Source organism: Acinetobacter sp. 231_lipA (assembly GCF_058243005.1).
Map to the genome: position 1 here is coordinate 2,511,287 of NZ_JBZAYU010000001.1, position 23,434 is coordinate 2,534,720.

General features: G+C 40.4%; 21 protein-coding genes. 13 read left to right on the forward strand and 8 right to left on the reverse strand.

Annotated features, from left to right (window positions below; all coding sequences use genetic code 11):
* Positions 1-34 precede the first annotated feature (34 nt).
* The 3 genes from AC4CUX_RS12345 to yccS form a co-directional block, all read right to left on the reverse strand.
* Positions 35-2,701, reverse strand: a complete 2,667-nt coding sequence (locus AC4CUX_RS12345) for a PepSY domain-containing protein (RefSeq protein ID WP_490792437.1) — start codon at positions 2,699-2,701, stop codon at positions 35-37.
* 172 nt (positions 2,702-2,873) lie between these two features.
* Positions 2,874-3,434 carry a YcxB family protein gene (locus tag AC4CUX_RS12350; protein WP_004981126.1) on the reverse strand — a complete coding sequence of 187 codons (561 nt, stop codon included), beginning with the start codon at positions 3,432-3,434 and terminating at the stop codon, positions 2,874-2,876.
* Positions 3,435-3,519: 85 nt separating this feature from the next.
* Complete coding sequence (yccS, locus tag AC4CUX_RS12355; protein ID WP_490792438.1) at positions 3,520-5,694, reverse strand: YccS family putative transporter; 2,175 nt, start codon at positions 5,692-5,694, stop codon at positions 3,520-3,522.
* 142 nt (positions 5,695-5,836) lie between these two features.
* On the opposite strand from yccS, the gene AC4CUX_RS12360 reads away from it, so the two are divergent.
* Positions 5,837-7,036 (forward strand): multidrug effflux MFS transporter, encoded by a 1,200-nt coding sequence (locus AC4CUX_RS12360; RefSeq protein WP_490792439.1) that lies wholly within the window; start codon positions 5,837-5,839, stop codon positions 7,034-7,036.
* 74 nt (positions 7,037-7,110) lie between these two features.
* Here the strand turns inward: AC4CUX_RS12360 and AC4CUX_RS12365 are convergent, their stop codons facing one another.
* Positions 7,111-7,320, reverse strand: a complete 210-nt coding sequence (locus AC4CUX_RS12365) for a nitroreductase family protein (protein WP_490792440.1) — start codon at positions 7,318-7,320, stop codon at positions 7,111-7,113.
* 808 nt (positions 7,321-8,128) lie between these two features.
* Here AC4CUX_RS12365 and AC4CUX_RS12370 point away from each other — a divergent pair.
* The 3 genes from AC4CUX_RS12370 to AC4CUX_RS12380 all read left to right on the forward strand — a co-directional run bounded on the left by AC4CUX_RS12370 (position 8,129) and on the right by AC4CUX_RS12380 (position 12,771).
* Positions 8,129-9,475, forward strand: coding sequence for a DcaP family trimeric outer membrane transporter (locus tag AC4CUX_RS12370; protein ID WP_490792441.1), 1,347 nt, complete (start codon positions 8,129-8,131; stop codon positions 9,473-9,475).
* A 504-nt stretch (positions 9,476-9,979) separates the two neighbouring features.
* Positions 9,980-11,221 (forward strand): sodium/glutamate symporter, encoded by a 1,242-nt coding sequence (gltS, locus tag AC4CUX_RS12375; protein ID WP_078388424.1) that lies wholly within the window; start codon positions 9,980-9,982, stop codon positions 11,219-11,221.
* A gap of 74 nt (positions 11,222-11,295) precedes the next feature.
* A complete protein-coding gene (locus tag AC4CUX_RS12380) occupies positions 11,296-12,771 on the forward strand; it encodes an alanine/glycine:cation symporter family protein (protein WP_078388425.1) in 1,476 nt (491 codons plus the stop codon).
* Positions 12,772-12,823: 52 nt separating this feature from the next.
* Here AC4CUX_RS12380 and chrA read toward each other — a convergent pair whose 3' ends face one another.
* A complete protein-coding gene (chrA, locus tag AC4CUX_RS12385) occupies positions 12,824-14,011 on the reverse strand; it encodes a chromate efflux transporter (RefSeq protein WP_490792442.1) in 1,188 nt (395 codons plus the stop codon).
* A 138-nt stretch (positions 14,012-14,149) separates the two neighbouring features.
* Here chrA and AC4CUX_RS12390 point away from each other — a divergent pair, with 138 nt between their 5' ends.
* Together AC4CUX_RS12390 and AC4CUX_RS12395 are read left to right on the forward strand one after the other, a co-directional pair.
* The gene (locus AC4CUX_RS12390; RefSeq protein WP_490792443.1) at positions 14,150-15,148 is read left to right on the forward strand and encodes a patatin-like phospholipase family protein; all 999 of its coding nucleotides are present in this window, start codon (positions 14,150-14,152) and stop codon (positions 15,146-15,148) included.
* A 308-nt stretch (positions 15,149-15,456) separates the two neighbouring features.
* Positions 15,457-15,978: an acyl-CoA thioesterase gene (locus AC4CUX_RS12395; RefSeq protein WP_004694449.1), complete on the forward strand. Its 522-nt coding sequence runs from the start codon at positions 15,457-15,459 to the stop codon at positions 15,976-15,978.
* Positions 15,979-16,223: 245 nt separating this feature from the next.
* Here the strand turns inward: AC4CUX_RS12395 and AC4CUX_RS12400 are convergent, their stop codons facing one another.
* Entirely contained in the window at positions 16,224-16,427 is a 204-nt protein-coding gene (locus AC4CUX_RS12400) for a hypothetical protein (RefSeq protein ID WP_004694446.1), read from the reverse strand.
* A 475-nt stretch (positions 16,428-16,902) separates the two neighbouring features.
* Here AC4CUX_RS12400 and AC4CUX_RS12405 point away from each other — a divergent pair, with 475 nt between their 5' ends.
* The 6 genes from AC4CUX_RS12405 to AC4CUX_RS12430 all read left to right on the forward strand — a co-directional run bounded on the left by AC4CUX_RS12405 (position 16,903) and on the right by AC4CUX_RS12430 (position 21,542).
* Positions 16,903-17,907: a CobW family GTP-binding protein gene (locus tag AC4CUX_RS12405; protein WP_490792444.1), complete on the forward strand. Its 1,005-nt coding sequence runs from the start codon at positions 16,903-16,905 to the stop codon at positions 17,905-17,907.
* A 68-nt stretch (positions 17,908-17,975) separates the two neighbouring features.
* Positions 17,976-18,506, forward strand: coding sequence for a YaeQ family protein (locus AC4CUX_RS12410; protein WP_004981095.1), 531 nt, complete (start codon positions 17,976-17,978; stop codon positions 18,504-18,506).
* Positions 18,507-18,554: 48 nt separating this feature from the next.
* Entirely contained in the window at positions 18,555-18,893 is a 339-nt protein-coding gene (locus tag AC4CUX_RS12415) for an FKBP-type peptidyl-prolyl cis-trans isomerase (protein ID WP_004981094.1), read from the forward strand.
* 164 nt (positions 18,894-19,057) lie between these two features.
* The gene (locus AC4CUX_RS12420) at positions 19,058-20,404 is read left to right on the forward strand and encodes a 7TM diverse intracellular signaling domain-containing protein (RefSeq protein ID WP_490792628.1); all 1,347 of its coding nucleotides are present in this window, start codon (positions 19,058-19,060) and stop codon (positions 20,402-20,404) included.
* A 12-nt stretch (positions 20,405-20,416) separates the two neighbouring features.
* Positions 20,417-21,118: an IS1 family transposase gene (locus AC4CUX_RS12425; protein ID WP_490792262.1), complete on the forward strand. Its 702-nt coding sequence runs from the start codon at positions 20,417-20,419 to the stop codon at positions 21,116-21,118.
* Positions 21,105-21,542 carry a GGDEF domain-containing protein gene (locus tag AC4CUX_RS12430; protein ID WP_490792445.1) on the forward strand — a complete coding sequence of 146 codons (438 nt, stop codon included), beginning with the start codon at positions 21,105-21,107 and terminating at the stop codon, positions 21,540-21,542. Before AC4CUX_RS12425 ends, AC4CUX_RS12430 begins: the two co-directional genes overlap by 14 nt.
* 32 nt (positions 21,543-21,574) lie before the next feature.
* Here the strand turns inward: AC4CUX_RS12430 and AC4CUX_RS12435 are convergent, their stop codons facing one another.
* Positions 21,575-22,021, reverse strand: a complete 447-nt coding sequence (locus AC4CUX_RS12435) for a GNAT family N-acetyltransferase (protein WP_005399900.1) — start codon at positions 22,019-22,021, stop codon at positions 21,575-21,577.
* A 337-nt stretch (positions 22,022-22,358) separates the two neighbouring features.
* Between AC4CUX_RS12435 and AC4CUX_RS12440 the strand changes: the two genes are divergently transcribed.
* On the forward strand, positions 22,359-22,835 hold the full coding sequence (locus tag AC4CUX_RS12440; protein ID WP_201950724.1) for a hypothetical protein: 477 nt from the start codon (positions 22,359-22,361) through the stop codon (positions 22,833-22,835).
* Positions 22,836-22,844: 9 nt separating this feature from the next.
* On the opposite strand, the gene AC4CUX_RS12445 is transcribed toward AC4CUX_RS12440, so the two are convergent.
* Complete coding sequence (locus tag AC4CUX_RS12445; RefSeq protein ID WP_201950727.1) at positions 22,845-23,429, reverse strand: TetR/AcrR family transcriptional regulator; 585 nt, start codon at positions 23,427-23,429, stop codon at positions 22,845-22,847.
* Positions 23,430-23,434 lie beyond the last annotated feature (5 nt).

Here is a 23,434-nt window from a genome sequence, read left to right on the forward strand (position 1 = left end):
GCTGTGGCTCGGTTTTTTCATTTAGACTTAGTGTTTAGTAAACATCGCGACGGTAACGACCTTCTTGACGGAGTTGATCTAATTTTTCTTCACCTAAGATTTCAATTAGCGCCGCATCGACATCGCTCGCCATCCCATTAATGCTACCGCAGACATAAATTACGGCACCATTTTCAACCCATGTTTTAAGCTCAGTGGCTTGTTCACGTAGTTTATGGTGTACATAAACTTTCTCTGCTTGATCTCGTGAGAACGCTAAATCTAAGCGTTGTAGCATGCCTGTGGTTTGCCACGCTTCAATCGTACTTTGATAGAAGAAATCATGTTCACGTTGACGCTCACCAAAGATCAACCAGTTTTGCGTATAGTCTAGGCGGGTACGTGCATGGAGTAGACTCATTAAACCAGCGATGCCTGTGCCGTTTCCAATACAAATGATAGGACGGTTGTCATTGATCAAGTGGAAAGATTCATTGGTACGAATACGTAGTGCGATAGGTTGCTGAAGCTCGGCATGTTGGGTTAACCAACCAGAACCTAAGCCCAGTTCACCTTCTGAATCTTGCTGTTGGCGTACGACCAAACGTAACACTTGTTGAGTCGGTACACTTGCAATCGAGTATTCACGTGTAGGTAAAGGGCTCAACTGTTCCAGTAAATGTTCCAAATTGGCAAAAGGCTCAATCTCTGTGTTGAGGTTCTTATCCCAAAGCGCTTGCTCAATCGAAATGGCTAAAGACTCAACGATGCTCTGTGCTGCAATGTGATGCTTTTGCATAAATGCTTGGATACGTGCTGTGCTGTTACCTGGTTGAACTTCAGCAATATCACCCGCTTGCCATGTTGCATCGAAGTTGGTTTTTAGCTCAATATTATAAGCATGTGCTCCGACACTATTTGGATTGAGTACTTCACGTTGTGCCAAATTCCATTGATCAAAGGTTTTGTCAATATTCATGGCTTGAAGCTCAAGTTTGGTTGCAGAGGCAAGAGCACTGTTCCAACGTTGAATATCATTGTTATCTGCGTTGTTGACTTCAATGGTTGCAAACAAAGCATGTGCGCCATTGGCTTTTAACCAACGGTCAATACGATGTCCAAAACTACAATAGGAGTCAGGATATTCTTGAGAGCCTAAAGCCAACACGGCATAGTGAAGGTGTGACAAATCCAAAGTTGTATTTAAAAATTTCTTTTCAAAACTACTGGCTAAGTCAGGTGCTTCACCCGTGCCATAAGTACTTGCAACAAAAAGCACTTGCTCAGCAGCTTTTAAGTCATCCTGTGTTAAGTGTTGCACAGCTTTAACACTTACAGGTTGTCTTGCTTCTTGTAAGCTGGTTGCAGTACGCCAAGCGATTTGCTCAGAAACACCCGTTTGAGTTGCATAGGCAATGAGCCATGGTTTCGCATGTGGATCAACCAGAACATTCAATGCTCCACCACGGGCTTGCTGAGTGAGTTTCTTCTGCTTACGACGTTTTAGATATAGCATCCAACCGGTTACAAAGAACAGTGGCATCATCAGTGATGCAAACATGGCAAAGAATTGATAAATTGGGCCAAAGAAGCTACCACGGTGCACAGGAAGCATACTGCTCATGATTTTTTCATTCAGCTTCTTCTGCTCATACAACTCCATTTTTTCAATTTGTGAAGTTTGATAATTGAAGACCGCTGAGTTTCTCGCCCGCTCATGCTGTGGAATTGCATCTACAAATGAAAGCTCAAGTGTACCATCAGGCTTTTTCGGAATATTTAGGGTCAGGGTTGAATAGTCTCGACCAACTTGTGCGTTAAATCCTGTCCATGTTTGGGTTAAAGCAATTTGCACTTGTTCTGGAGATAAGCCTTTACGCTCACCATGTTGTTCGCTTTGCCCACGTTCGCCACGTGCAGTGTGCTCACCTTGTGGGCCGCCACGACCTTGCTCACGTGATTCGCCACCACGAGCACCAGCCTGTTCGCCACGTGGGCCTTGAGCTGCACCAGCATTTGGACGGGGTCCTTCTTGCATTTGTGCTTGTGGGCGCTCAACACCAAGGACTTTAAACATGCCATCGCGCCACCAATCATAAGACCAGTACAGTCCTGTACAGGCCAAGATCAGATAAAAAATCACCACCCAAGTACCAACAACAGCATGCAAATCCCAAATGAAGTTACGCCCTTTCAATTTAGGTTTAATAAAAAACCATTGTTTGATGGAATGACGTTTGGGCCAACGTAAGTACAGACCACTCAATACAAAGAAAATAAGCATGAGGGTACAAGCGCCAGTAATTTGTTTACCGACAGGGCCGACAGTTAAATTACGGTGTAACTGTTGAATAAAGTTAAAAAACTCACGGCCTTTAACTTCGGGTAAGACTTCAGCAGTATACGGGTTCACCATCATGTTATAACCACGACGTGCGCCTTCTTTCTCGATATTGACCGTACTTGAAGTGGTTGACTCTTGAGCAATCGTAATACTATTGATTTTGATGGCAGGATCTTGTTTTTGGAAATGTAGATACAGCTCAGCAGGGGTTAATTTATTGTTTTGTGTTGCTTGAACGGTATAGCTATCTGGGTTCATCCATTTTAAGATTTGTTGTTCATAAGAATAGATGGCCCCTGTGACGCCCATAAGCGACAGGATAAGACCCGCAGTGATTCCCAAAAACCAATGCACTTGGAAAAATGTTTTTTTAAACATGGCGATACTTAATGGTGAGCGATTTGTTGTGCGGAAATTATACCTGAAGATTGAGAAGATAATATGGATTTAGAAATTAATATTTATTCTCATTATCATTTGTATTCGAGGGTTTGGGATATAAAAAAACCTCCAAAAGTTGGAGGTTTTTTTACAGAGGAGAAAGCAAGACTTAAAGTGGCTGCGCTTCACCAACTGTTTCTTTTAAATGTTTACGAATCGTATTAAACGAGAAGTTTTTGCTATCCATGCGTTTTGGCAGAATGTATGCACCTTCTTGGCCTTTCACTTTGAATTTAATCAACAAAAACTCAGGTGTGTTGTACCATTCGTAGATATCTTTCCAACCGATTGCACCGACACCTTCTTGCATGCCCATTTGCTGGCGCATAATCAGACCGTGAGGTTGTACACCTAAACGAATGCCTTTAATTTCCTGAACTGGAAACTCATTCATTTTTCGCTTCACATACCATTCTAAACCGAATTTACGGACTAAAAGGTAAACCACGACGCAGGCGATTGCGACCCAACAAAAGATGGTTGAATAATTCTTGAGTAAAATTAGGCCAAGAATCGAAAGGGCTGTAACGACAGCCATGATGATCCAAGCTTTCATGCTAATTTTGTTTGTGCTACGCCAAATTTTTAATTGAGCATCGCGTTGTTCAGCTTCAGTGATTTCATAGGTCACAGGCTGTAAAGTATAAGCGTATAAATTTTTCGCGGTCATAGTGAAAGTAACAGATTTAAAACTGCAAAAAGTTTAGCATCATTTAGAGCATTTCAGTGAGTATATTGTTCCAAAATCACCCAAATTATAATGAAGCCAGTTCTGTGGCCTCATGATCCCGTTCGTGGCTTAAACTTTGCTTCAAACGACTGAACTGATTCAAGATGCTAAACATCAAGGAAAGCTGTTGTAAAATAATCAATGCCTTCTGATCTTCCTCATTATTTTGGCTTAAACGCTGACGAATGGTCTGTAGCATATTTTGCGCAGTTAAATCAGGCATTTCATCCCGCAGGAGCGCACCTTGGATATTGTCAAAAGCGCGATCCATCAATTCTAAAATTTGTGGGTCGTCAATTTTTTCGCGATGAGCCCCCAAAGCTGCAATATAGCTAATAAAAGTATGATTGAGACACAAGAACTCAAACGCCAAGCTCTTTTGCATTGGGTCAAAGTCGGGTTCGGTGGCTAAAGTGGAAATGAGTGAAGCAACCTCGGCATCAGTATTGTGTGCGGCACGACGAACCACGCGATAATTCAGACCGTTGTTACGTCCAGACTTATACTGCTCAATCACCTCTGCCAAATAATCACATTGAGCGGAAAGCGAACGATAAATTGTGCGGGGTAGGCGACGGAACTTCCAGTCAGGGAAAATAAAACTTACGCCTAACCATGCCAGTCCACAGCCAATTAAGGTATCTATCATGCGCGGAAGGGCAGCTTCATATCCCATACCATCTAAGTTGAAATTAATCAGTGCCAAGATGGTGATGAAAGCGGTGGCTTGAGCGTATTGTTTACTACGAAGCTCAAAGAAAAGTACCCCGCTGATAACCAATACGAGAAGTTGTCCTTCAATCGAAGGTACAAAGTACAATACGGCATACCCTAAAATGATCCCGACCAACGTCCCTACGATACGTAAACGTAAACGACGTTTGGTTGCGTTGAAGTTGGGCTGACTGACAAATAGTGCTGTAAGTAGAATCCAGTACCCATATTCAATGTTGGTGACTTGAACAAAGATATATCCAACTAATAGCACGATAGACAGACGAATCGCGTGTCTAAATAAAACCGACTCGGGGGTGAGATGTTGTTTAATCCGAACTTTAATGTCATCCCAGCCTTTCAGGTCATCATCTTTGAGCTGGCTTTCGATATGCTTAGCTTTATCGAGTTTAATATTGCGTTCAGTTTCTAAGTTACGCAGCTGTGCATCAATCGACTTTAAGTTTTGATACAGTGAAAACAGAGCATTGACCCAAATTTGGTCATATTGTTGTTCGTCTCTGAGCTTTTCTAATGATAAACGGAGGTTTTCAAAAGCATGTTTAAAGCGTTTATTATGGGTGTAGGTTTGACGGTTTAAGATGCTGCTGCTTAAGTCCTTACAGGCTTTAGCTTGTATAGATAAAATTCGTTGAAAGCGGAATAAGATATCGCTGTGTTGAAAAATTTTCGCCAGTTTTTGATAGTCAATATGTGCTGAATCTGCACGCTCGTGAATATCTTGTGCCACAAAATAATATTGCAGACTGCGACGGGTATCTCGTTGTCCACGGTCACCTTTTAATCGGGTGAGTAGGGCGGTTTTCATGTCGTTGAAGATTGCAATTAATTTGCCATTTTCCAACGACAGTTCAATCATACTCTGTTGATAGCTGTTTGCTGTCATATCGACATCAAACAGGTTGGATTTGGCAAACAGAAAATCGGCGAGTGAGGAATAACACTTCGATAGATTGTCTTGAACCTGACGAACGGGAAAGAGCAGAAAACTGATGGTTGAAATAACACTATACCAAATTGCCCCAATCACTAGCAGAGACGGTTGTGTATACCAGTTGTCAAAAAGTCCGACACCGAGCATGGAGTAAACCGAAACCACTAAGCAACCATAGGAAATGGTGGCATAACGACGTCCCAGTGAGCCCAGTAAAATTAGACCAATACACGAAACGATTAGACCCAGTGCGAATAAAATTGGGTGTGGAAATAAAAAGTAAATCGACGTTGCGGTAATGAAAAAGCCAATATAGGTAAAAATTAAATTCATGATTCGCACGGAAAAGCGGTCATCAATATCACTTAAACCCGCAGCAACTGCACCGAGTGTCAGCGGAATAGTTGCCAGTTGAAAACCCATAAAATATGGAACAAAAGCAGTCCCTGCAAAAGTAATGACCATGCGGAGGTTATACATGAAGGTTGTATTATAAGTAGCCTGTTTTAGACTCGTCAGCCATGCTTTCAAAGGGCACCTTTGTTTGTCGCTTAGGGTTGGACAATTTTCAAATATGAGAATATGTGAAATTTCACCTGCTCTGGTATAAATCATACTATGGAGCGTGTAAACTTGTCTGCAAACTCTCTTTCAAAAAACATAAATTAATCCTATGTCGAATACACAGGAAAAAGCGGTCTATTCCAACGTTTGGATTCTCTTACTTGCCTCACTGACTGCGCTTGGTCCACTGTCTATTGATATGTATTTACCTGCTTTGCCACAAATGGCAGATGATTTCGGGGTAAGCACACAAATGGTGGCCAACAGCTTACCTGCGTACTTCTTAGGCTTGGCTATTGGACAACTGATTTATGGGCCAGTAAGTGACCGAATTGGGCGGAAAAAACCGCTGTATTTTGGACTGAGTCTCTACATTATTGCCAGTTTCCTGTGTGTGTTTGCAAACAGTGAGTGGAGTCTCATTGCCGCTCGGGTTTTACAAGCCTTAGGCGGTTGTGTAGGTGTGGTGATTGCCCGTGCTGCGATTCGTGATCGTTTAGATATGCAAGCCTCAGCCCAAGCATTTGCCAGTATGATGATCGTGACCACCATCGCGCCGATTATTGCACCGAGTTTAGGCGCGCTGGTACTGAGTTTCAGTAGTTGGCATAGTATTTTCGCCTTTTTGATGGTCGTTGGTTTGGGAAGCCTGTGCTGTGTACACTTTTTCTTTGAAGAAACTTTAGACCCGAAGCGCCGTTTAAAGCTTAACTTTAACCAAGTTTTAAATCTCTACGGGGCGATTCTGCAAGATTCGAGCTTTAGACGTCCGATGTTTGTTGGATGTTTTGCTGGGGCTGTACTCTTTTGCTATATCAGTGGTTCTGCTGCCATTCTGATGGATGGTTACGGCTTAAGTCAGCAAGTTTTTGCCTATGCCTTTGGTGCCAATGCAGTTGGGATTATGCTGTTCTCGACTTTAAATAAACGTCTGGCACAAAAGTTAAGTGTTTTTCAGCGCTTAAAATTAGGCAGTTTTTTGCAGTCAGCTGGTGTGGGGCTGCTGTTGGTAGCGGGTAGCATGACGCATGCGCCCTTATATATCGTATGTGCAGGGATGTTTCTCGCTGTCGCAGCAATCGGTTTTACAGGGCCAAATGCCATGGCGATTGCAATGTCTGAGCAGGGTGCACGAGCAGGAACGGCCAGTGCGATTATGGGCAGTATGCAATTTGGTTGTGGTCTACTTTGTGGCGTGATTCTTAATTTTCTACTCTGGTCGGCACTTTTGAATATGGCCATTGTCATGGCTATTTTTGTGGCTTTGGCTTTGTATTATGTGTTTAAGCTTGAGCACGAAAAAGCCTAAAAATTGAAGTCGTGACTATATAAAAAAGAGACTCATTTTAGTCTCTTTTTTAATTTGAATGAATGCGTTAAATCTCACTCAATGTTTAAGAATACTGCAAAATCTTCAACTGGCACGCGTGGTGTTATAAAGCGATTGACGATCTGCTCAGGATCCGCATAACCCATCGTCATGCTGCAACCAATTTTCATTCTGTTCAGCACGAGAGCATGAAGATGATTCCATGCGGCTTGTGGGCAAGTCTCTAAGACTCGTACTTTGGCTGCAATAATCACATTTTGCATTATCATGGCAATATTTTCGCGCCGATGCCCATGGCTTGATTGACTGTGAAGAATAGTTCGACAGGTGCGTAAAAAAAATTAGTCATTACGTGATTGCTGCTGTGCGATTTTCACTTTTTCACCTTTTTGAATATTAAGCAAGCCATATAAGCCCCAACCATTTTCGCTGCGGTGCTCAATAAAAGGCGAAATCCATTTTTCTGGATAATATGCAAAAGTTTCTTATTATTAGATGTTTTTTCAGGATGTTCAGACGGTCTAAATTGAGTTTGACGAGTTTGCTCAAACATTTTGTTAGGAGTTTTCCTATGAGCACATCTATTTGCCATAACCGTGTATTCGTGCTTGCGGATATTTTATTTATCATGCTCAATAATCGTCTGAATAGTTAGGCTTTTTTGGTGCAAAGCTGTGATTTTCACCCATCATTGGGCATAGGTGGCTATCGATTAGACTAAGACTTTAGTTATAAGAAAAAAATATAGATCTCAAATAAAACTCAGTCTATATTTAAGAAAATATGAAGAATTGTTACTTAATTATTGCAAAAGTCTGTCTAAATTGTAATTTGATGCTTCAAAGCCAATCGCGAATAACATCAATTATCGTTTGAAATTGTGTGCATTAGACTTTAGTGGCAAGAGTAATAAAAGGTCATATCTTAAAACATCGAAATGTGCGATTTTTCATCTTTATAAGATTACTTTGCATATGAAAAGACCAAAACGGAGTGGTCTTTTGTGCAAAAAATTTTACTGAAATGGAATTTTTGATTCACTATTAACAATGTAATAAAGGAAGTTTGTGTATGCGTTTAGCCCTCAATAAAAAGCCATTTATCGCTCAAAGCCTAGCACTTAGTGTGGCTGCTCTGATGATGACAACAACTCATGCTGCAACTAAAGAACAACAAGAACTCGCTCAGTTACGTGCCGAAGTTGCTGAGTTAAAAGCTTTAATGCAACAGCAACAACAAGTTCAACAACAACAAGCCGTTCAGATTCAACAAGTCAAAGCACAGCCAGCTCCTGTAAAAGCTGAATCTCCACTGTCTTCGTTAAAATCTAAGTCTGGCGCAGACATTAACCTGTATGGTTTTGTTCGTGGCGATGCAAACTACATTATTGAAGGTGCGGACGACGACTTCAACAAAGTTGCAAGCTCTAAAGAAGATGTAAAAGACAAACTTCGTGCAACAGCGAAAACTACACGTTTAGGTTTAGATTTCAATACCAATGTTGGTGGCGATAACAAACTTGGCGGTAAAGTAGAAGTGGATTTTGCGGGCTCGACTACAGATAGCAATGGTGCTTTACGTATTCGTCATGCATACTTAACGTATAACAACTGGTTATTTGGTCAAACTACATCTAACTTCCTGTCTAACCATGCGCCAGAAATGATTGACTTTGGGACCAACGTGGGTGGCGGTACAGCACGTATTCCACAAGTACGTTATGGTTTTAACTTGGCGCCTGCAACGAAATTATTTATTGCTGCGGAAGAAGGGAATAGTTCAGCAAACCAGCTTAAAGTTACCACGATTGATGGTGAAACTAAGAGTGAGACTGTTAGTTCAGATGTGAAATATAGCTTACCAGTATTAACTGCGAAATTAACGCAAGGTTTTGCAGATGGCAAAGCGAATGCATCTGTTCGTGGTTTAGTGGAGCACTATAAGTCTGAATCATCTGGTGATGATAAAACAGGTTGGGGCTTAGCTGCTGGTGTAAACTATCAAGTGATTGATCCTTTAAAACTAAGTGCTGATGTGTCCTATGTACAGGGCAATAGCAACTACTTATACGGAAGCAATACAGCATTTTATGTAAATCCAGTGAATGGCAATATCGAGCAAAATGAAGCGTTTGGTGTACAAGTGGGTGGTACGTATAAATTCAACGAGAAATTACGTTCAACTTTAGCCTATGGCGCACTCTTTGCAAATGATGGTACTGATTACGCGCGTATAAATTACGAGCGTAAAAATACTGCTGCGAATGAAGAAGTTTATCAAGCATGGATTAACTTCATCTATTCACCAGTTAAGCCATTGGACTTAGGTGTTGAATATATCAATGGTAAACGTGATACCTTTGCTGGCGATAGCTACAAAGACAACCGTGTTGGCTTAATGGCGAAATACAGCTTCTAATCATGTGATGAAATAGTTGTAGTTTAAAAACAGGAGCTTTAGCTCCTGTTTTGTTTGAGTAGGGAAATTTATACAGACTAAATACATTTTGAATATAGACTTAAGTATTAAGTCAGAAAAGAATAAGAGAAATAGTTGGAAATTATTGTAAAAAAATAAAGATTATCTATAAAAAATCTGCATAATGTCCGTCTTTCGCCCATATTGTGCATTTATTGCTTGTTTTTAAAGCAATATGGGGCGGTTTTGTGATTTTTTTCAAAAAACCGTATCTGTGTCCAAACATTATTGGGCATTACGTTATTTCAGTTTACTCATCGTGTAGAACTGAACATGTTATGCATCAGATCGCTTAGTTTGTTACCAATTTACCCGTTGCCTGAATTTCCATACGCAAGACTGAGTTTGTCTCAGATTTACGAAATATCTCTTGAAGTATCAATGGATTCGGTGGCTTATTAGCCAGATAACAAAATCTAAGCATCCGCTTTATGGACAATTGTCATGGAATTTACTTTTAACGCTTTTTATACCTTGATTGCTGCTGTCATCGTTTTGTTACTTGGCCGCTTCTTGGTAAATAAAATTGGTTTCTTGAAACGCTACAACATTCCTGAGCCTGTCGCAGGTGGTTTAGTTGCAGCGATTATCTCCTTGGTTGTGCATAGTCTTTGGGGCTATAGCATCACGACCAGTAGCGAATTGCAAACAAGCTTTATGCTGATTTTCTTTTCCTCAATTGGTTTAAGTGCAAACTTTGCCAAATTGCGTGAGGGCGGGATCGGTCTGGTTATTTTCTTGATGGCTGTCGCTTCATTTATTGTGGTGCAAAACTTTGTCGGCATTAGCCTTGCAACTTTATTGGGTATTGACCCACTTATTGGTTTGATTGCAGGCTCAATTACCTTAACTGGTGGTCATGGTACTGCGGGTGCTTGGGGTGAAATTCTAGAAGTTAAACATGGTATCCAAGGTGCATTAGCTTTGGGTATGGCAAGTGCGACATTTGGTTTGATTATTGGTGGTTTGATTGGCGGTCCTTTAGCGAAGTTACTCATTAACCGCTATCAATTGGCAACGCCTCGTACCAATGAACAAATTGAAAAGAGTGATAACACGCCACTGACTGATATTAATTCAACAGAATATGTACCGTTTGAATATCCACATCGTGTGCGTTTAATCACTGCGGATAATGCGATTACCACATTAGGTTTGTTTGCAGGCTGTTTGGCTTTTGCTGACTTTATGACCGGCCATATGAAAGGCACAATGCTTGAGTTACCGACTTTTGTTTGGGCGCTTGCAGGTGGTGTGATTTTACGTAATGTGTTGGAAGGTATTTTCAAAGTTCAAATCTTTGACCGTGCGATTGATGTATTTGGTAATGCATCATTGTCGTTGTACCTTGCGATGGCTTTGCTTTCGTTGAAATTATGGCAATTGGCTGACCTTGCAGGTCCGCTTGTGGTGATTTTAGGTGCACAAACGATTACGATGGGCTTATATGCTGCATTTGTGACATTCCGTGTGATGGGTAAAAACTACGATGCTGCTGTGCTATCTGCGGGTCACTGTGGATTTGGTATGGGTGCAACCCCGACTGCGGTTGCAAACATGCAGGCGATTACCAACATGTATGGTCCTTCGCACAAGGCATTCTTGATTGTGCCTTTATGTGGCGCATTCTTTGTAGACTTGATTAACGTGGCTGTCATTCAGTCTATTTTGCAATATTTTAACTAATTGGAAATGCAATTTGCCCTAGGAAACTAGGGCTTTTTTGCTTTCAGGTCTCTCACAATAATTAGGATATCGAGATGAATGATCAATTAAATGAAACATTACTCGGGTGGGTGAATACACTGAATGGACCTCTGTGGGACTTTTTGGTGATTTTCCTTGTTGCGGTCGGTTTGTTTTACACCCTAATTACAGGTGCAGTACAGGTGCGCTTATTTTTGCACAGCATCAAGGTCATGAAATCAAGCCGTAAGGAATGTGATGATGATCATGGCATTACACCTTTTCAGGCTTTTGTCACTGGGCTTGCAAGTCGTGTAGGTGTAGGTAATGTTGCGGGTGTTGCGATCGCAATTGCGATTGGTGGACCGGGTGCAGTATTTTGGATGTGGGTCACTGCATTTTTGGGTATGAGTTCGGCTTTTGTTGAGTCATCTCTCGCGCAGTTATTTAAGGTGCGCGACCAAGAAAATAAACAGTTCCGTGGTGGACCTGCCTACTATATTACCCAAGGCCTGAAACAAAAATGGTTGGGTGTAGTCTTTGCTGTTGCGCTTATTTCAACCTATGGTTTTGTGTTTAACGCAGTACAAGCCAATGCAATTACAGGTGCAACAGCACATGCATGGGGATGGGATAAAGCCAATCTAGCATTTGAACTCGGTGGCATTCATATTGTGGTGTCTTGGGTTGGACTAGGTCTAGTCTTGCTGACCGCAATGATTATCTTTGGTGGGATCAAACGTATTGCCAAAGTGGCAGAAAGTTTTGTGCCATTGATGGCCTTGTTGTATTTGGCAGTTGCTTTATATATTGCCGTAATTAATTACGCGATTTTACCTGATATCTTCCAGCTCATTTTCTCGAAAGCTTTTGAGTTTGAAGCTGCTGCTGGCGGTTTCTTCGGTGCGATGGTTTCTATGGCAATGATGATGGGGATTAAACGTGGTTTATTCTCTAATGAAGCCGGTATGGGTTCAGCACCGAATGCGGCAGCTGCATCGGATGTAAAGCACCCTGTAAACCAAGGTTTGGTACAAATGCTCGGTGTATTTGTGGATACCTTTGTGGTGTGTTCATGTACAGCGATTATTATTTTGGCCTCAGGACTTTATCATGATGCAGGCTTTGAAGGCGTAGCGCTCACCCAAATGGCTTTAGAGAGCCAAATTGGTTCTTGGGGTGATGACTTCCTTGCAACGATTTTGTTCATGTTTGCCTTTTCCTCAGTCATTGGTAACTATGCCTATGCTGAAGGGAATGTACAATTTATTAATAACAATGCCAAGGTGATGTTCGTCTTCCGTATTTTTGTTTTGATTATGGTGTATCTCGGTTCAGTGATGAGTGTGCCTCTCATTTGGAACACTGCGGATTTGTTCATGGGCATTATGGCCACCATTAACTTGTTTGCTATTTTGCTGTTAACACCATTCTTATTGATGCTGTTAAAAGACTATTTGGCACAGCTGAAACAAGGTGTGAAAGAGCCAGTATTTAAGTTGGATAACCATCCTAAATTTAAAGACAAAGTGAAATCAGACATTTGGTAATTATTTAGTACATAAAAAGCCTCTACATTGATAGGGGCTTTTTTATGGCTATTTAGCCGTTAAAGTAAAACAACAGCTGATAGAGTGCAAAACTTAAAATCAGGCTTAGCCAAATCGGGAGTTTGGTTTGAAGCAGTAAAATAACAGCGATTACAAAAACTAAGTCAGTCCAATGCTTGAAATAACTTTGTCCCATTTGTATCACTAAACACAGCAGTAAACTTACCACTGCAGCATTAATCCCAATCACGGCTTTTCGTATTGCAGCTTGCTGCATAAGCCAAGACCAATAGGGCAAGGCTGCAAAGATTAAAAAGAATGAGGGCAGAAAGATTGCTAAAGTGGCTAGAACCACATTCAGCCAAACAAACGGAGTTAAAGGCAGTAAAGCACCTAAGTAACTTGCGAAACTAAATAAGGGGCCGGGCATGAGTTGAGCCAGCGCATAACCCAAGTCAAATTGTTCGGCAGATAAGATATGGTTGGCAACAAAGTCTTGATGTAAAAGTGGCAAAATAATATGTCCACCACCAAAAACCAAAGATGCTGCTTGGTAAAAACTAAACAGACTTTGTGAGAAAAGTGAAGAAGATGGATACCACACCATAAAAAGTATAAAAGGTACAGCAAAAGCAATCAGCCAAAAATAAGCCCGCTTTGCTTGGACTTTTGCCTTTGAGCTGCTGTCTTGAAGCTTTGATGTCGAATCTGATGCAAAATAAATACCGACCAGAGCTGCAATTAAAATGACGATAACTTGGCTGAATGACCATGGTATAAAGTAAAGAAACAAGGTGCTAAGTAGCATCAGCACATATTGCCAAATAGTTTTGCAGAAACTTGTCAACATTTGCCAAAAGGCCCAGATCACCACAGCAAAAACGATCAACTGAATGCTATGTAGTGTCATCGTACTGAGTTGATTGAAATACTGCTGACCCAGTACTGCGAAACATGCCATGAGGAGTATAGACGGCAAAGTAAAACCGAGCCAAGCCGCGCACGCACCGCGGTAGCCTTGGAGTTGATAACCAATGGCAATACCCACTTGGCTGCTGGTCGGCCCTGGGAGCAATTGTGCGAGAGCAACCAACTGGGCATATTCAGCATCACTCAACCATCGAAGTTGCTGTACAAAATGACGGTGAAAAAACACCAAATGAGCAGCAGGTCCACCAAAAGACAAGCAGCCCAATTTTAAAAAGTGCAGAAAGATGCAAGTGAGATGCTGAGTGCACATGTTGAATTATGCTGACAAATTGAAACAGATTATAATGCTGGAATATGACGCTTTTACGAAAAACAACAGTACATGGACTGCTGATTTTCATACACTATGCTGCTGGAAAACTTCGCGCCATCTCAACCTCGGTGAATCATGTTGAACATTAAACTTAGCCTTATGTCGTTTACATTGCTCGCTTTAGCAGGCTGTCAAAGCATGCCCAAAGTGGCTCAAGAAACGCCAAATCAGGCTTTTTTAGCCGAAACTGACTCAGGAGAAGCTCAAGAGCGACTTAACCAGATCAATTTTAAACAGCTCAAAAAAGAACAAAATCGTCCAATTATTGCCTTGGTGTTGGGGAGTGGTGGTGCACGTGGTTATGCGCATATTGGCGCAATTCAAGTTTTAGAGCAGTCGGGGATTCGTCCCGACTTTATCGTCGGCACTAGTGCCGGCAGTATCGTCGGCTCACTGTATGCAAGTGGTAAAAATGCCAATCAAATTCGTGATATTGCGCTGAATATGAAAGCCAATGATGTACGCGATATTCGTTTGGACATGAAAGGTTTCTTTGATGGTCAAAAAGTTGAAGATTATGTTAATGAACAAGTGAGCGATATGCCACTTCAACGCTTACCTATCCCGATGTATGTAGTGGCGACGCAGTTAAAAGAAGGTAAAAAAGTCGTCTTTAACTATGGCAATACTGGTCAAGCAGTTCGAGCATCGGTATCGATCCCGAGTATGTTTATTCCCACCAAGATTGGTACTGATGAATATGTAGATGGTGGTTTAGTCAGCCCTGTACCTGTTGATGTGGCACGTAAGTTAGGGGCAGATATTATTATCGCGGTCGATATTTTGGCGCAGCCGATGTATACCGAAACCTCAAATGTCTGGGGGCTGTTTAACCAAAATATCAATATTATGCAAAAGAACCTTGCGCAAATAGAGTTGAAAAATGCAGATATTGTGATTCAGCCAGACTTGCGTGAGAAAGTACATATTTTTGATGTCAGCGGCCGTGAGTTGACCATGCAAGCTGGGGTCGATGCAACCGTTGCGCAGTTAGGACAGATTCAAAAAGTTTTTGCGCAGAAAAATTATAAGCAGAAATTGAATATTCAAAGTATTCAAGCACGAACGCATTGATCACGCGTGATTTCAAAATAAAAGCCTGAATGGACTGGACTAGTATGTGTTTCTATAACTCGAAATACAGCCAATCAGGCTAAAAGCCATTTATATGCTGTGAAAATATCACAGCGACAATGTTTTTGAATAAATTAAAATTTAAAGAAGGCCTATAGATTCAAAAGCTTAGTATTCTTTATATATATTTTTTTGAATGATAGTCAAATCACTATAAATAATAATGATGGTTTTGTTACCAAATTTAGCGTTCAAAACCGATATAATAAATGTCACATATCCTATTATCTTACCAATTAGAGAACGCGATGTCCCCATTAGATCAAATTGCTGCGGCTGCGGATGACCAGTCTGAACTCACTATGTCGGTCTTAATGACACCTGATATGGCGAATTTTTCAGGAAATGTGCATGGTGGCACCATTTTGAAATTGTTAGACCAAGTGGCATATGCGTGTGCAAGTCGTTTTTCAGGAAGTTATGTGGTGACCCTATCTGTTGATAAAGTTAATTTTAAAGAGCCGATTCATGTGGGCGAGTTAGTGACTTTCTTGGCAAGCGTGAACCATGTCGGTCGTACTTCGATGGAAATTGGTATTCGTGTTGAAGCACAAAATATTCAAAAGCGTACAGTACGCCATACCAATAGCTGTTACTTCACCATGGTTGCGGTAGATGAAAATGGTAAGCCAAAACAAATTCCTGCATTGAATTTGGACAATGACTGGAAGCGTTGCCGTTTTGAAGCGGCAGAACAACGTAAGGTCGCGCGCTTACAAGAGAACCATCATCCTTCGTGCAGTATTTATAAAAAAGCATCGCATAGTTAAGTTTTAAAAAAAGATCTCCTACACAGGGGATCTTTTTTAATGTCTGACGTTTATGTTTTGAATAGAAGCTTATATGGGAAAACTACGCTAATTTGGCGTTCTACACCTGTTGATCTCGAATTTCTATAGTCCATGCGCATAAATAAAAAGAAACCAAGATAGGATATATCTTGGTTTCAAGTGACGCTAAAAAGTTGTTGCGATCCAGCAGGAGAGTAAAGCCACTGGATCTCTCAATATTTCAATTATTTAGCGGCTTTTTCTTGATTCGGTTGCTCTGCTGATGCTTCCGAAGCTGGTGCATTTGCACTTAAGTCTGTAGTTTCAGCTGTTTCTTGGGTTGATACCACAACTTTGTCTTCTTGAGCTGGTGCTTGTTGAGGTGCAGCAAAAGTTGCAAAGCTCGCAGCTGTTAAAGATGTTGCAATAATTAAGTGTGAAAGTTTCATGGTTTTGGCATCCTTATATTTTATAGATAAAAATAGTTCAGACTGATCATCACATCAATTTGAACTGAGCTTCATGCTATCGCCTGAATATCTGCGGTTCAATCGAAGCAACAATGTGAAAAGTGCACATTACCTAAAACTACAGATGATGAAAAAATAGTAAGCTTTAAGTAACAAGTAGAAGTTTTTTGTGAATAGATTGAGAGGGAATGAAGAATTAATGATCAATATAGATGTTTGAAAACTCACATAAACTGTACAAAGCATGCGAATTAAGTGCGAAACCCTAATTTCAGTTTTGAGTAAAATGTAAGGAAGTTTGTCCAATAGGGGTATCGATGAATGGAATGTCAGCCAATTGAATGCTGAGTGTTCGATGCCATGGATTTGAGATGAGAAAATTGGTGATTTAAATTAAGATGATGGCTTATTTTATTGTGTTGTTTTTATCATATTCCATGCTAGGTATAAAATTTTGAAACTGATGTCGATGCCGCAGGCGGTTCCTACGCATATTATTTCAGGCTTTCTTGGCGCGGGTAAAACTACTTTGCTCATGCATTTGTTAGGTCAGAAACCGGAACATGAAGTTTGGGCGGTACTGATGAATGAGTTTGGGCAAATTGGCGTAGATCAACAGCTCATGCCACAAACGGAAGGCTATGCGGTAAAAGAATTACTCGGTGGTTGTTTATGTTGTAGCAGCCAACTACCGATGCAAATAGCACTGTCTCGTTTGCTTTCAGAACAAAAGCCTGATCGGCTGTTTATTGAACCCACAGGCTTGGGACATCCAGCACAGTTACTGGAGCAACTGACCGAGCCACATTGGCACTCGACCCTGCACATGCGTGCTCCGATCACCGTGCTGGATGGTTCGCGTTTACATGATCATGCATGGACAGCACAAAATCTCTATCAGGATCAATTGAAAGCGGCGCAGATTGTGGTGGTTTCGCATCAAGCTCATATGCAAAAAACAGATCAAGATGCTCTTGAAAAACTGCAAACCGAATATCAGCCTTATGCTCAGCAGTGGCTGATGGCAGAGCAGGGCAAGATTGAGCTTGCGCAAATCGATTTTGAGTACATCGGAACAAAACGATTCAAGCAGCCTTTACTGAACATTCAGCAACAGTTGAAAGCGACTCAACAAGATTTTCCCGAGATTAAACAGTTGCCGTATCACTATGTAGAAACGGCGCAAGGTTATAGTGTTGCAGGTTGGAAAATGCCGAAGCGTTGGGTTTTTGACTTTTACGATTTACTCGATTTGCTTTGCGAACAGCAAGATTGGCGACGGATTAAAGGAATTTTCCATACCAATCAGGGGTGGAAGGTATTTAATTTCAATCCTGAACAATTTAACTATCAAGATGTCGAGGAAGGAATTGATAATCGAGTTGAATTGATTGTTCAAAATGAAAGAGATTGGATGGATTTTGAAAGCGCACTTTTTGAATGTCGCATAGAGCAATGACTTAAATTGTTTTAAGCAAAAAAAGCCGAAATCTTATATGCTAGTCGGCAAATTTGAGGATGGTATGTATGGCGCTTAAAGCTACAATTTATAAGGCAGATTTGAATATTGCCAATATGGATGTCCACCAATATGGGGACTATCAACTGACTTTGGCATTGCATCCTTCAGAAACCATTGAGCGTTTGATGGTGCGTTTGTTGGCATTTGCACGTTTTGCGGATGAAGCTTTAGAGTTTACCAAAGATTTATTTGAAACCAATGAGCCTGCGCTGTGGGAAAAAGACCTAACGGGTCAGTTGGTGAAATGGATTGAAGTGGGCAGCCCAGACGAAGATAAAGTGAAAAAAGCCAGTGCACGTTGTAAGCAAGTGGCGATTGTCACTTATGGCACAGCGGTCGATGAATGGTATAAGCGCAACAGTAAGTTGAAGACATTGAACAATGTTGAAATTTGGCAGTTGTCGACTGCAAGTACTGAAGCGGTTCAAGCCCTGTGTGAGCGGACTATGCAACTTCAGTTAAATGTAATGGATGGTGAGTGGACCTTAATTGGTGACCATGCACAAGCCATTATTGAGTGGACGCAATTGCAATAAACAAGCAGTTTAACTAGATTTATTGATTGAACAGGTTGGAGCGAGAACATGAGCGCAGAATTAGAAATTATTGATTTGGTTGTCGGTGAAGGTAAAGAAGCAGTCAAAGGTGCTTTAATCACTACGCATTATACGGGCTGGTTAGAAGATGGCACCAAGTTTGACTCATCTTTAGACCGTGGAAACTACTTTGAAACCGTGATTGGGACAGGCCGTGTCATTAAAGGTTGGGACCAAGGGATTATGGGCATGAAAGTGGGTGGTAAACGTAAACTCATCGTGCCATCACATTTGGCTTATGGTGAGCGTAAAATGGGCAATATTATTCCTGCCAATTCAAATTTGATTTTTGAAATTGAATTGTATGATGTAAAAACACGTGATTAATCAAAAATAGTGATAAATAAAAGAGTCAATTACAAGGATGTATTTGATTCATTTGTAAAAACACTTGGTTTTTAAGAAAAACATTTGTAGATTAATTACTAGGCAGAGCGTATTTAAGGGAAGAGTCGCTTTTGTATAGCTCATTGAGCAAACAGTCTTTGTTTGTGCTTATTTTAGGCTGTTTGCTGGTTTTAAGTTTGATACCTTCGACGTGGGCACAATATGAAGCTGAGCCCACGCAGTATTATTTGCATCAAAAAAATGTCAATGACATTCAATTCACCGAACAAACCACCAGTTATTTAAAAGGTACATGGTCTTATTATGACCAAGAGCTGATTTCTCAGCCTAATCATCAACTTCCTTCTAAAACTACAGAATTGCCAATTTCATTTCAAAAACTTACAGGCAGTAATACTGGGTATGGGACTTTTATCGGTCATTTCAAAATTCCGGATGAATTTATTGGCCGAAGGCTAGCCATTCATATCCCCAATCAAAATTGTGCTTATCGGGTTTATCTCAATGGCGATTTTTTAGTTCGTTTAGGGGATGTCGCGGATAATGCGGGAGCACAGCAAACAGAAAATGCACCGCGGATTGCTTATTTTGTCCCTGACAGCCCCTATTTTACTTTAAGTATACAAGCCTCAAACTTTAACAATTTACGCGGCGGCCTTGAAAGCCCCATGCATATTGGCATTGCTAAAACGATTAATCGACATTATCAGCAACTGATGATGAGTATCGCCATGATCTGTGGCGTGGTGTTTGGTGTAGGAATGTTCACCACCATGTTCTCGATGTTCCGTGGTTCAGATGAACGGAATAGTAAAAGTATTTTTGTTTTTGGTATTTTTATTTTATTTCTTGCCTTACATAATCTTTTTACTGCGCCATATGCTTATACGACCTTCCTAGATATCAACTGGTTGTGGGGCATACGTTTAGAATATTTATTTATCTATTTAGCGGTCATGTTTTTTTTGAGCTATATGTATTTGCTCAATCAGTACTATTTACAGCGTTGGATTTATACCGTTTCCATTTTGGTTTTGACCTTGAATATCGTCATTACCTTGTTATCCGAGCAAGTTGTTTTTGAGCAGCTGGCTTTTTATAGCGCATTTTTCAGTATTGTTATTTTGCTTAATTTTGCCTATGGTTTTTACCTTACTTTAAAGACCAAACAAAAATATTCGAAAATCAATTTATACGCCGTGGTATTGCTGTGTATATCGGTCATTCATGACTTTTTACTAACGCTACATGTGATTGATTCGATTCATCTCTCTTTTATCTCTACCAGTCTGTATGCACTTTTGGTGATGTTCCGACAATCACGTAACTATGCTTATCAGACTTACCATACCGAACGTTTAAATAATAATTTAATTGAATTGAATGATTCTTTAGAGCAAAAAGTGCAACAGCGCACCTCTCAATTACATGACTTAAATGAAAGGTGGTGTATCAAAAAGTATGCTAAAAAAAAGCAGGTTGAATTTTGATAAAATAGAGAAATGCAAATAACTCTAGAAATCAAATGTCCAACCTGCCTCAGTGACAGTATAAAGAAAAATGGCATCAAAGTAGATGGGAAACAAAACTACCAATGCAAAGACTGCAAACGTCAGTTTATTGGTGACCATGCTCTGAGCTATCTAGGATGTAATTCTGGCATTACTCGTAAAATATTACAGTTAATGGTCAGAGGCAGCGGTATACGAGATATCGCTGAAGTTGAGCGCATTAGTATCGGTAAAGTCTTACGGACTTTAACTGAATCGGCCTATCAAATTCAGCCTAAACAAAGTCATTATGAATCTCTCGAAGTAGATGAATTCTGGACTTTTGTTGGAAATAAAAATAATAAACAATGGCTTATTTACGCCTACCATCGAAAAACAGGTGAGATTGTTGCTTATGTTTGGGGTAAGAGAGATTTAGCTACAGTCCAAAGGTTGAAGACAAAGCTTAAACAATTAGGTATTCACTACACCCGAATTGCAAGTGATCATTGGGACAGTTTCATCACTGCTTTTAAAAACTGCAAGCAAAGTATTGGTAAGTTGTTTACTGTAGGAATTGAAGGTAATAATTGCAAAATAAGGCATCGAATAAGGCGTGGTTTTAGAAGAAGTTGCAATTTCTCCAAAAAGCTTGAAAACCATTTTAAAGCCTTCGACTTAACCTTCTTTTACATCAATAATGGCTTCATTTAATGTCAGCATACTTTTTAAAACACCACCCAAAAATTATAATGATTTCTATGGGCACCTAAAGGGCGATGAAGTTCTGCAAAATCTGGTCAAAGTGATTGGTGCAGTACTGCCACATAATGCCTACTTAGCACGCTATGGTGGGGAAGAGTTTGCCATTGTTTTATATAATGTCCCAATTGCGATTATTAGTCAGATTATGCAAACCGTTTTAGATGCAGTGCGTAGTGCGCGCTTTGAGCATCATAACCGCCTAGATGGCAAAGATTATGTAACTTTGAGTATGGGGGTGTCGTGGATGGATCATGAAACGATTTATGCCAATATTCATGACCTTATGAAAGCGGCCGATTTAAAACTGTATCAAGCCAAAGAAGTGGGCCGTGATCAGATGAAAATGCCCAATGAATCCTATGAAAATGAGTGAATTTAGTTGAGTCATACTTCTGTTAATAAAACTTAGGATAAGAGTTTAACCATGGTCACCATTTTGGGATTTGGAATGTCTTGGACATGGATTTGAAAGCCATGTTTTTGATAAAAAGAGCATGCCGTTTGGGTGCTTTCTAAACTCATTTGGTGAATTTTTTTACGTTTAAGATGTTCAATAACAGTTTCTAATAAAGCTTTTCCAATGCCGCGCTGTTGTTCAGCGGATGAAATATAATTGAGTAAAATACGACCTTGATCACTGACCATAATAAAACCCACTACGTGCTGATTGAGTACATAGACCCAGCTGTCGTTATAGTGCATCCACATAATCAGGTTGGATTGGGTTTTATTTTCTAGCCAAATTTGAATCGTACTTTCATGGCGATGGTGGTCTTTGATACATGATCGAATACTGTCGTGCACGACATTTAAAATTTCAGGAATGTCCTGAAGTTGGGCTGCCCGTATCATCTTTTCTTCTTAGAGCTATAGAAACAGCTATTTCATGCTAGCGACTGTATTTATTAAATTGAATTACTGTTAGTACGGATGTAACTTTGTTGTTCAATCGCACTAAGTTAATTATTTTTTATAGTGATTTTGTGAGTGAAAAATCACATATTGTGATGCCTTTCACGTTTGTGCGAATATGTGTTGAATCACTTGAATTGGTCTGAGAATCAATACCCAATTACAAGTCATCGAATTGAGCATTTGAGTTCATACGTAGTCTGTTTTAATTAATTTGGTGTTTATTTGAGCGATAATGCTGTATTTTAAAAGGGAATATTGGTTACGAGAGCAGAGCATGGCGACATTTTTACTGATGATTTGCATACTCATTGCTTTGGTTGCGACATCTATTATTGGAATCAAAATTCAAAAAAAGCAACGTTTTCTGAAGCGACAAAAAAAAGCGGTTGAATCTGAAGCAGCATCTGTGCAAATGGCAACGCATACCAATAGAGCACCTCAGGTTGAGCGTGTTATTGAAGTTGATGCTTATGAACAAGAGCTGTTCGATGACGTGGCGACTCTATTTCTAGATCAAGCGATATTGCTCACGGTCGAAGAAGATGCAACGTTAATGCAAAGCACCTTATTGGTCAAAATGCCTGCGAAAACCCAGACACAAATCCGAAAAATGGATTTAAATGAATGGTCTATTTTTTGGAATTTCTATGATCAGTCGCTTGAATACTATGTAAGTCGTTATGGCATGTTTTATACGCATATTGACCGCAGTGGACGCGAGCATAAAAAAAGCTATCGTACTCGGGATTGATCTCTTCGCTTAAGCCTCTTCAGCGTCCATCACAGCTATGGATAACTGCTTAAGAATTCGCTCTGCAACATGAGTTAGATAGAAGTCATCCTGTTTTAAGCGTGTCATTAAAATTGCCCCCTCATAATCGGCAACACTGATTTTAGCCAGTGCCTCAGCTTGAGCAATGGGCATGACCTGCTGAAAGTAGTGGAACAACGCCAATTCCCAATCTTGAAAAATAGACTGAATTTTGAGATGAATTTGTTCAGATAAATGCGGGATTTCCAATGACAGCATCCCGACTAAGCAGCCTTGAACACCCGCACTAAAAAAGCTGACAGATTGCTGGTGCAAGTGTTCAAAGCGAACGCAATACTCTAAGTGCGTATCATTCAAAATACTGAACAATTTATGGTTTAAGTATTGCTGGCTGATTTGCAAAATATCTAAAACCAAAGCTTCTTTATTGGAATAATAATAATAAAATGCTGCTTTACTGAGCCCACAAGACTTTGCCAGTAAATCCATACTGGTGCCTGCATAACCATGGGTTTTAAAGGTTTGCATGCAATGCAACTGGATTTGTTCTTTACTCAGTTTTTGTGGGCGCATAGAGT

Coding starts and splice junctions, on each gene's coding strand:
- AC4CUX_RS12345 (WP_490792437.1), bottom strand. CDS start 2,701: ATGTTTAAAAAAACATTTTTCCAAGTGCATTGGTTTTTGGGAATCACT.
- AC4CUX_RS12350 (WP_004981126.1), bottom strand. CDS start 3,434: ATGACCGCGAAAAATTTATACGCTTATACTTTACAGCCTGTGACCTAT.
- AC4CUX_RS12360 (WP_490792439.1), top strand. CDS start 5,837: ATGTCGAATACACAGGAAAAAGCGGTCTATTCCAACGTTTGGATTCTC.
- AC4CUX_RS12365 (WP_490792440.1), bottom strand. CDS start 7,320: ATGCAAAATGTGATTATTGCAGCCAAAGTACGAGTCTTAGAGACTTGC.
- AC4CUX_RS12370 (WP_490792441.1), top strand. CDS start 8,129: ATGCGTTTAGCCCTCAATAAAAAGCCATTTATCGCTCAAAGCCTAGCA.
- gltS (WP_078388424.1), top strand. CDS start 9,980: ATGGAATTTACTTTTAACGCTTTTTATACCTTGATTGCTGCTGTCATC.
- AC4CUX_RS12380 (WP_078388425.1), top strand. CDS start 11,296: ATGAATGATCAATTAAATGAAACATTACTCGGGTGGGTGAATACACTG.
- chrA (WP_490792442.1), bottom strand. CDS start 14,011: ATGTGCACTCAGCATCTCACTTGCATCTTTCTGCACTTTTTAAAATTG.
- AC4CUX_RS12390 (WP_490792443.1), top strand. CDS start 14,150: ATGTTGAACATTAAACTTAGCCTTATGTCGTTTACATTGCTCGCTTTA.
- AC4CUX_RS12395 (WP_004694449.1), top strand. CDS start 15,457: ATGTCCCCATTAGATCAAATTGCTGCGGCTGCGGATGACCAGTCTGAA.
- AC4CUX_RS12400 (WP_004694446.1), bottom strand. CDS start 16,427: ATGAAACTTTCACACTTAATTATTGCAACATCTTTAACAGCTGCGAGC.
- AC4CUX_RS12410 (WP_004981095.1), top strand. CDS start 17,976: ATGGCGCTTAAAGCTACAATTTATAAGGCAGATTTGAATATTGCCAAT.
- AC4CUX_RS12415 (WP_004981094.1), top strand. CDS start 18,555: ATGAGCGCAGAATTAGAAATTATTGATTTGGTTGTCGGTGAAGGTAAA.
- AC4CUX_RS12425 (WP_490792262.1), top strand. CDS start 20,417: ATGCAAATAACTCTAGAAATCAAATGTCCAACCTGCCTCAGTGACAGT.
- AC4CUX_RS12430 (WP_490792445.1), top strand. CDS start 21,105: ATGGCTTCATTTAATGTCAGCATACTTTTTAAAACACCACCCAAAAAT.
- AC4CUX_RS12435 (WP_005399900.1), bottom strand. CDS start 22,021: ATGATACGGGCAGCCCAACTTCAGGACATTCCTGAAATTTTAAATGTC.
- AC4CUX_RS12440 (WP_201950724.1), top strand. CDS start 22,359: ATGGCGACATTTTTACTGATGATTTGCATACTCATTGCTTTGGTTGCG.
- AC4CUX_RS12445 (WP_201950727.1), bottom strand. CDS start 23,429: ATGCGCCCACAAAAACTGAGTAAAGAACAAATCCAGTTGCATTGCATG.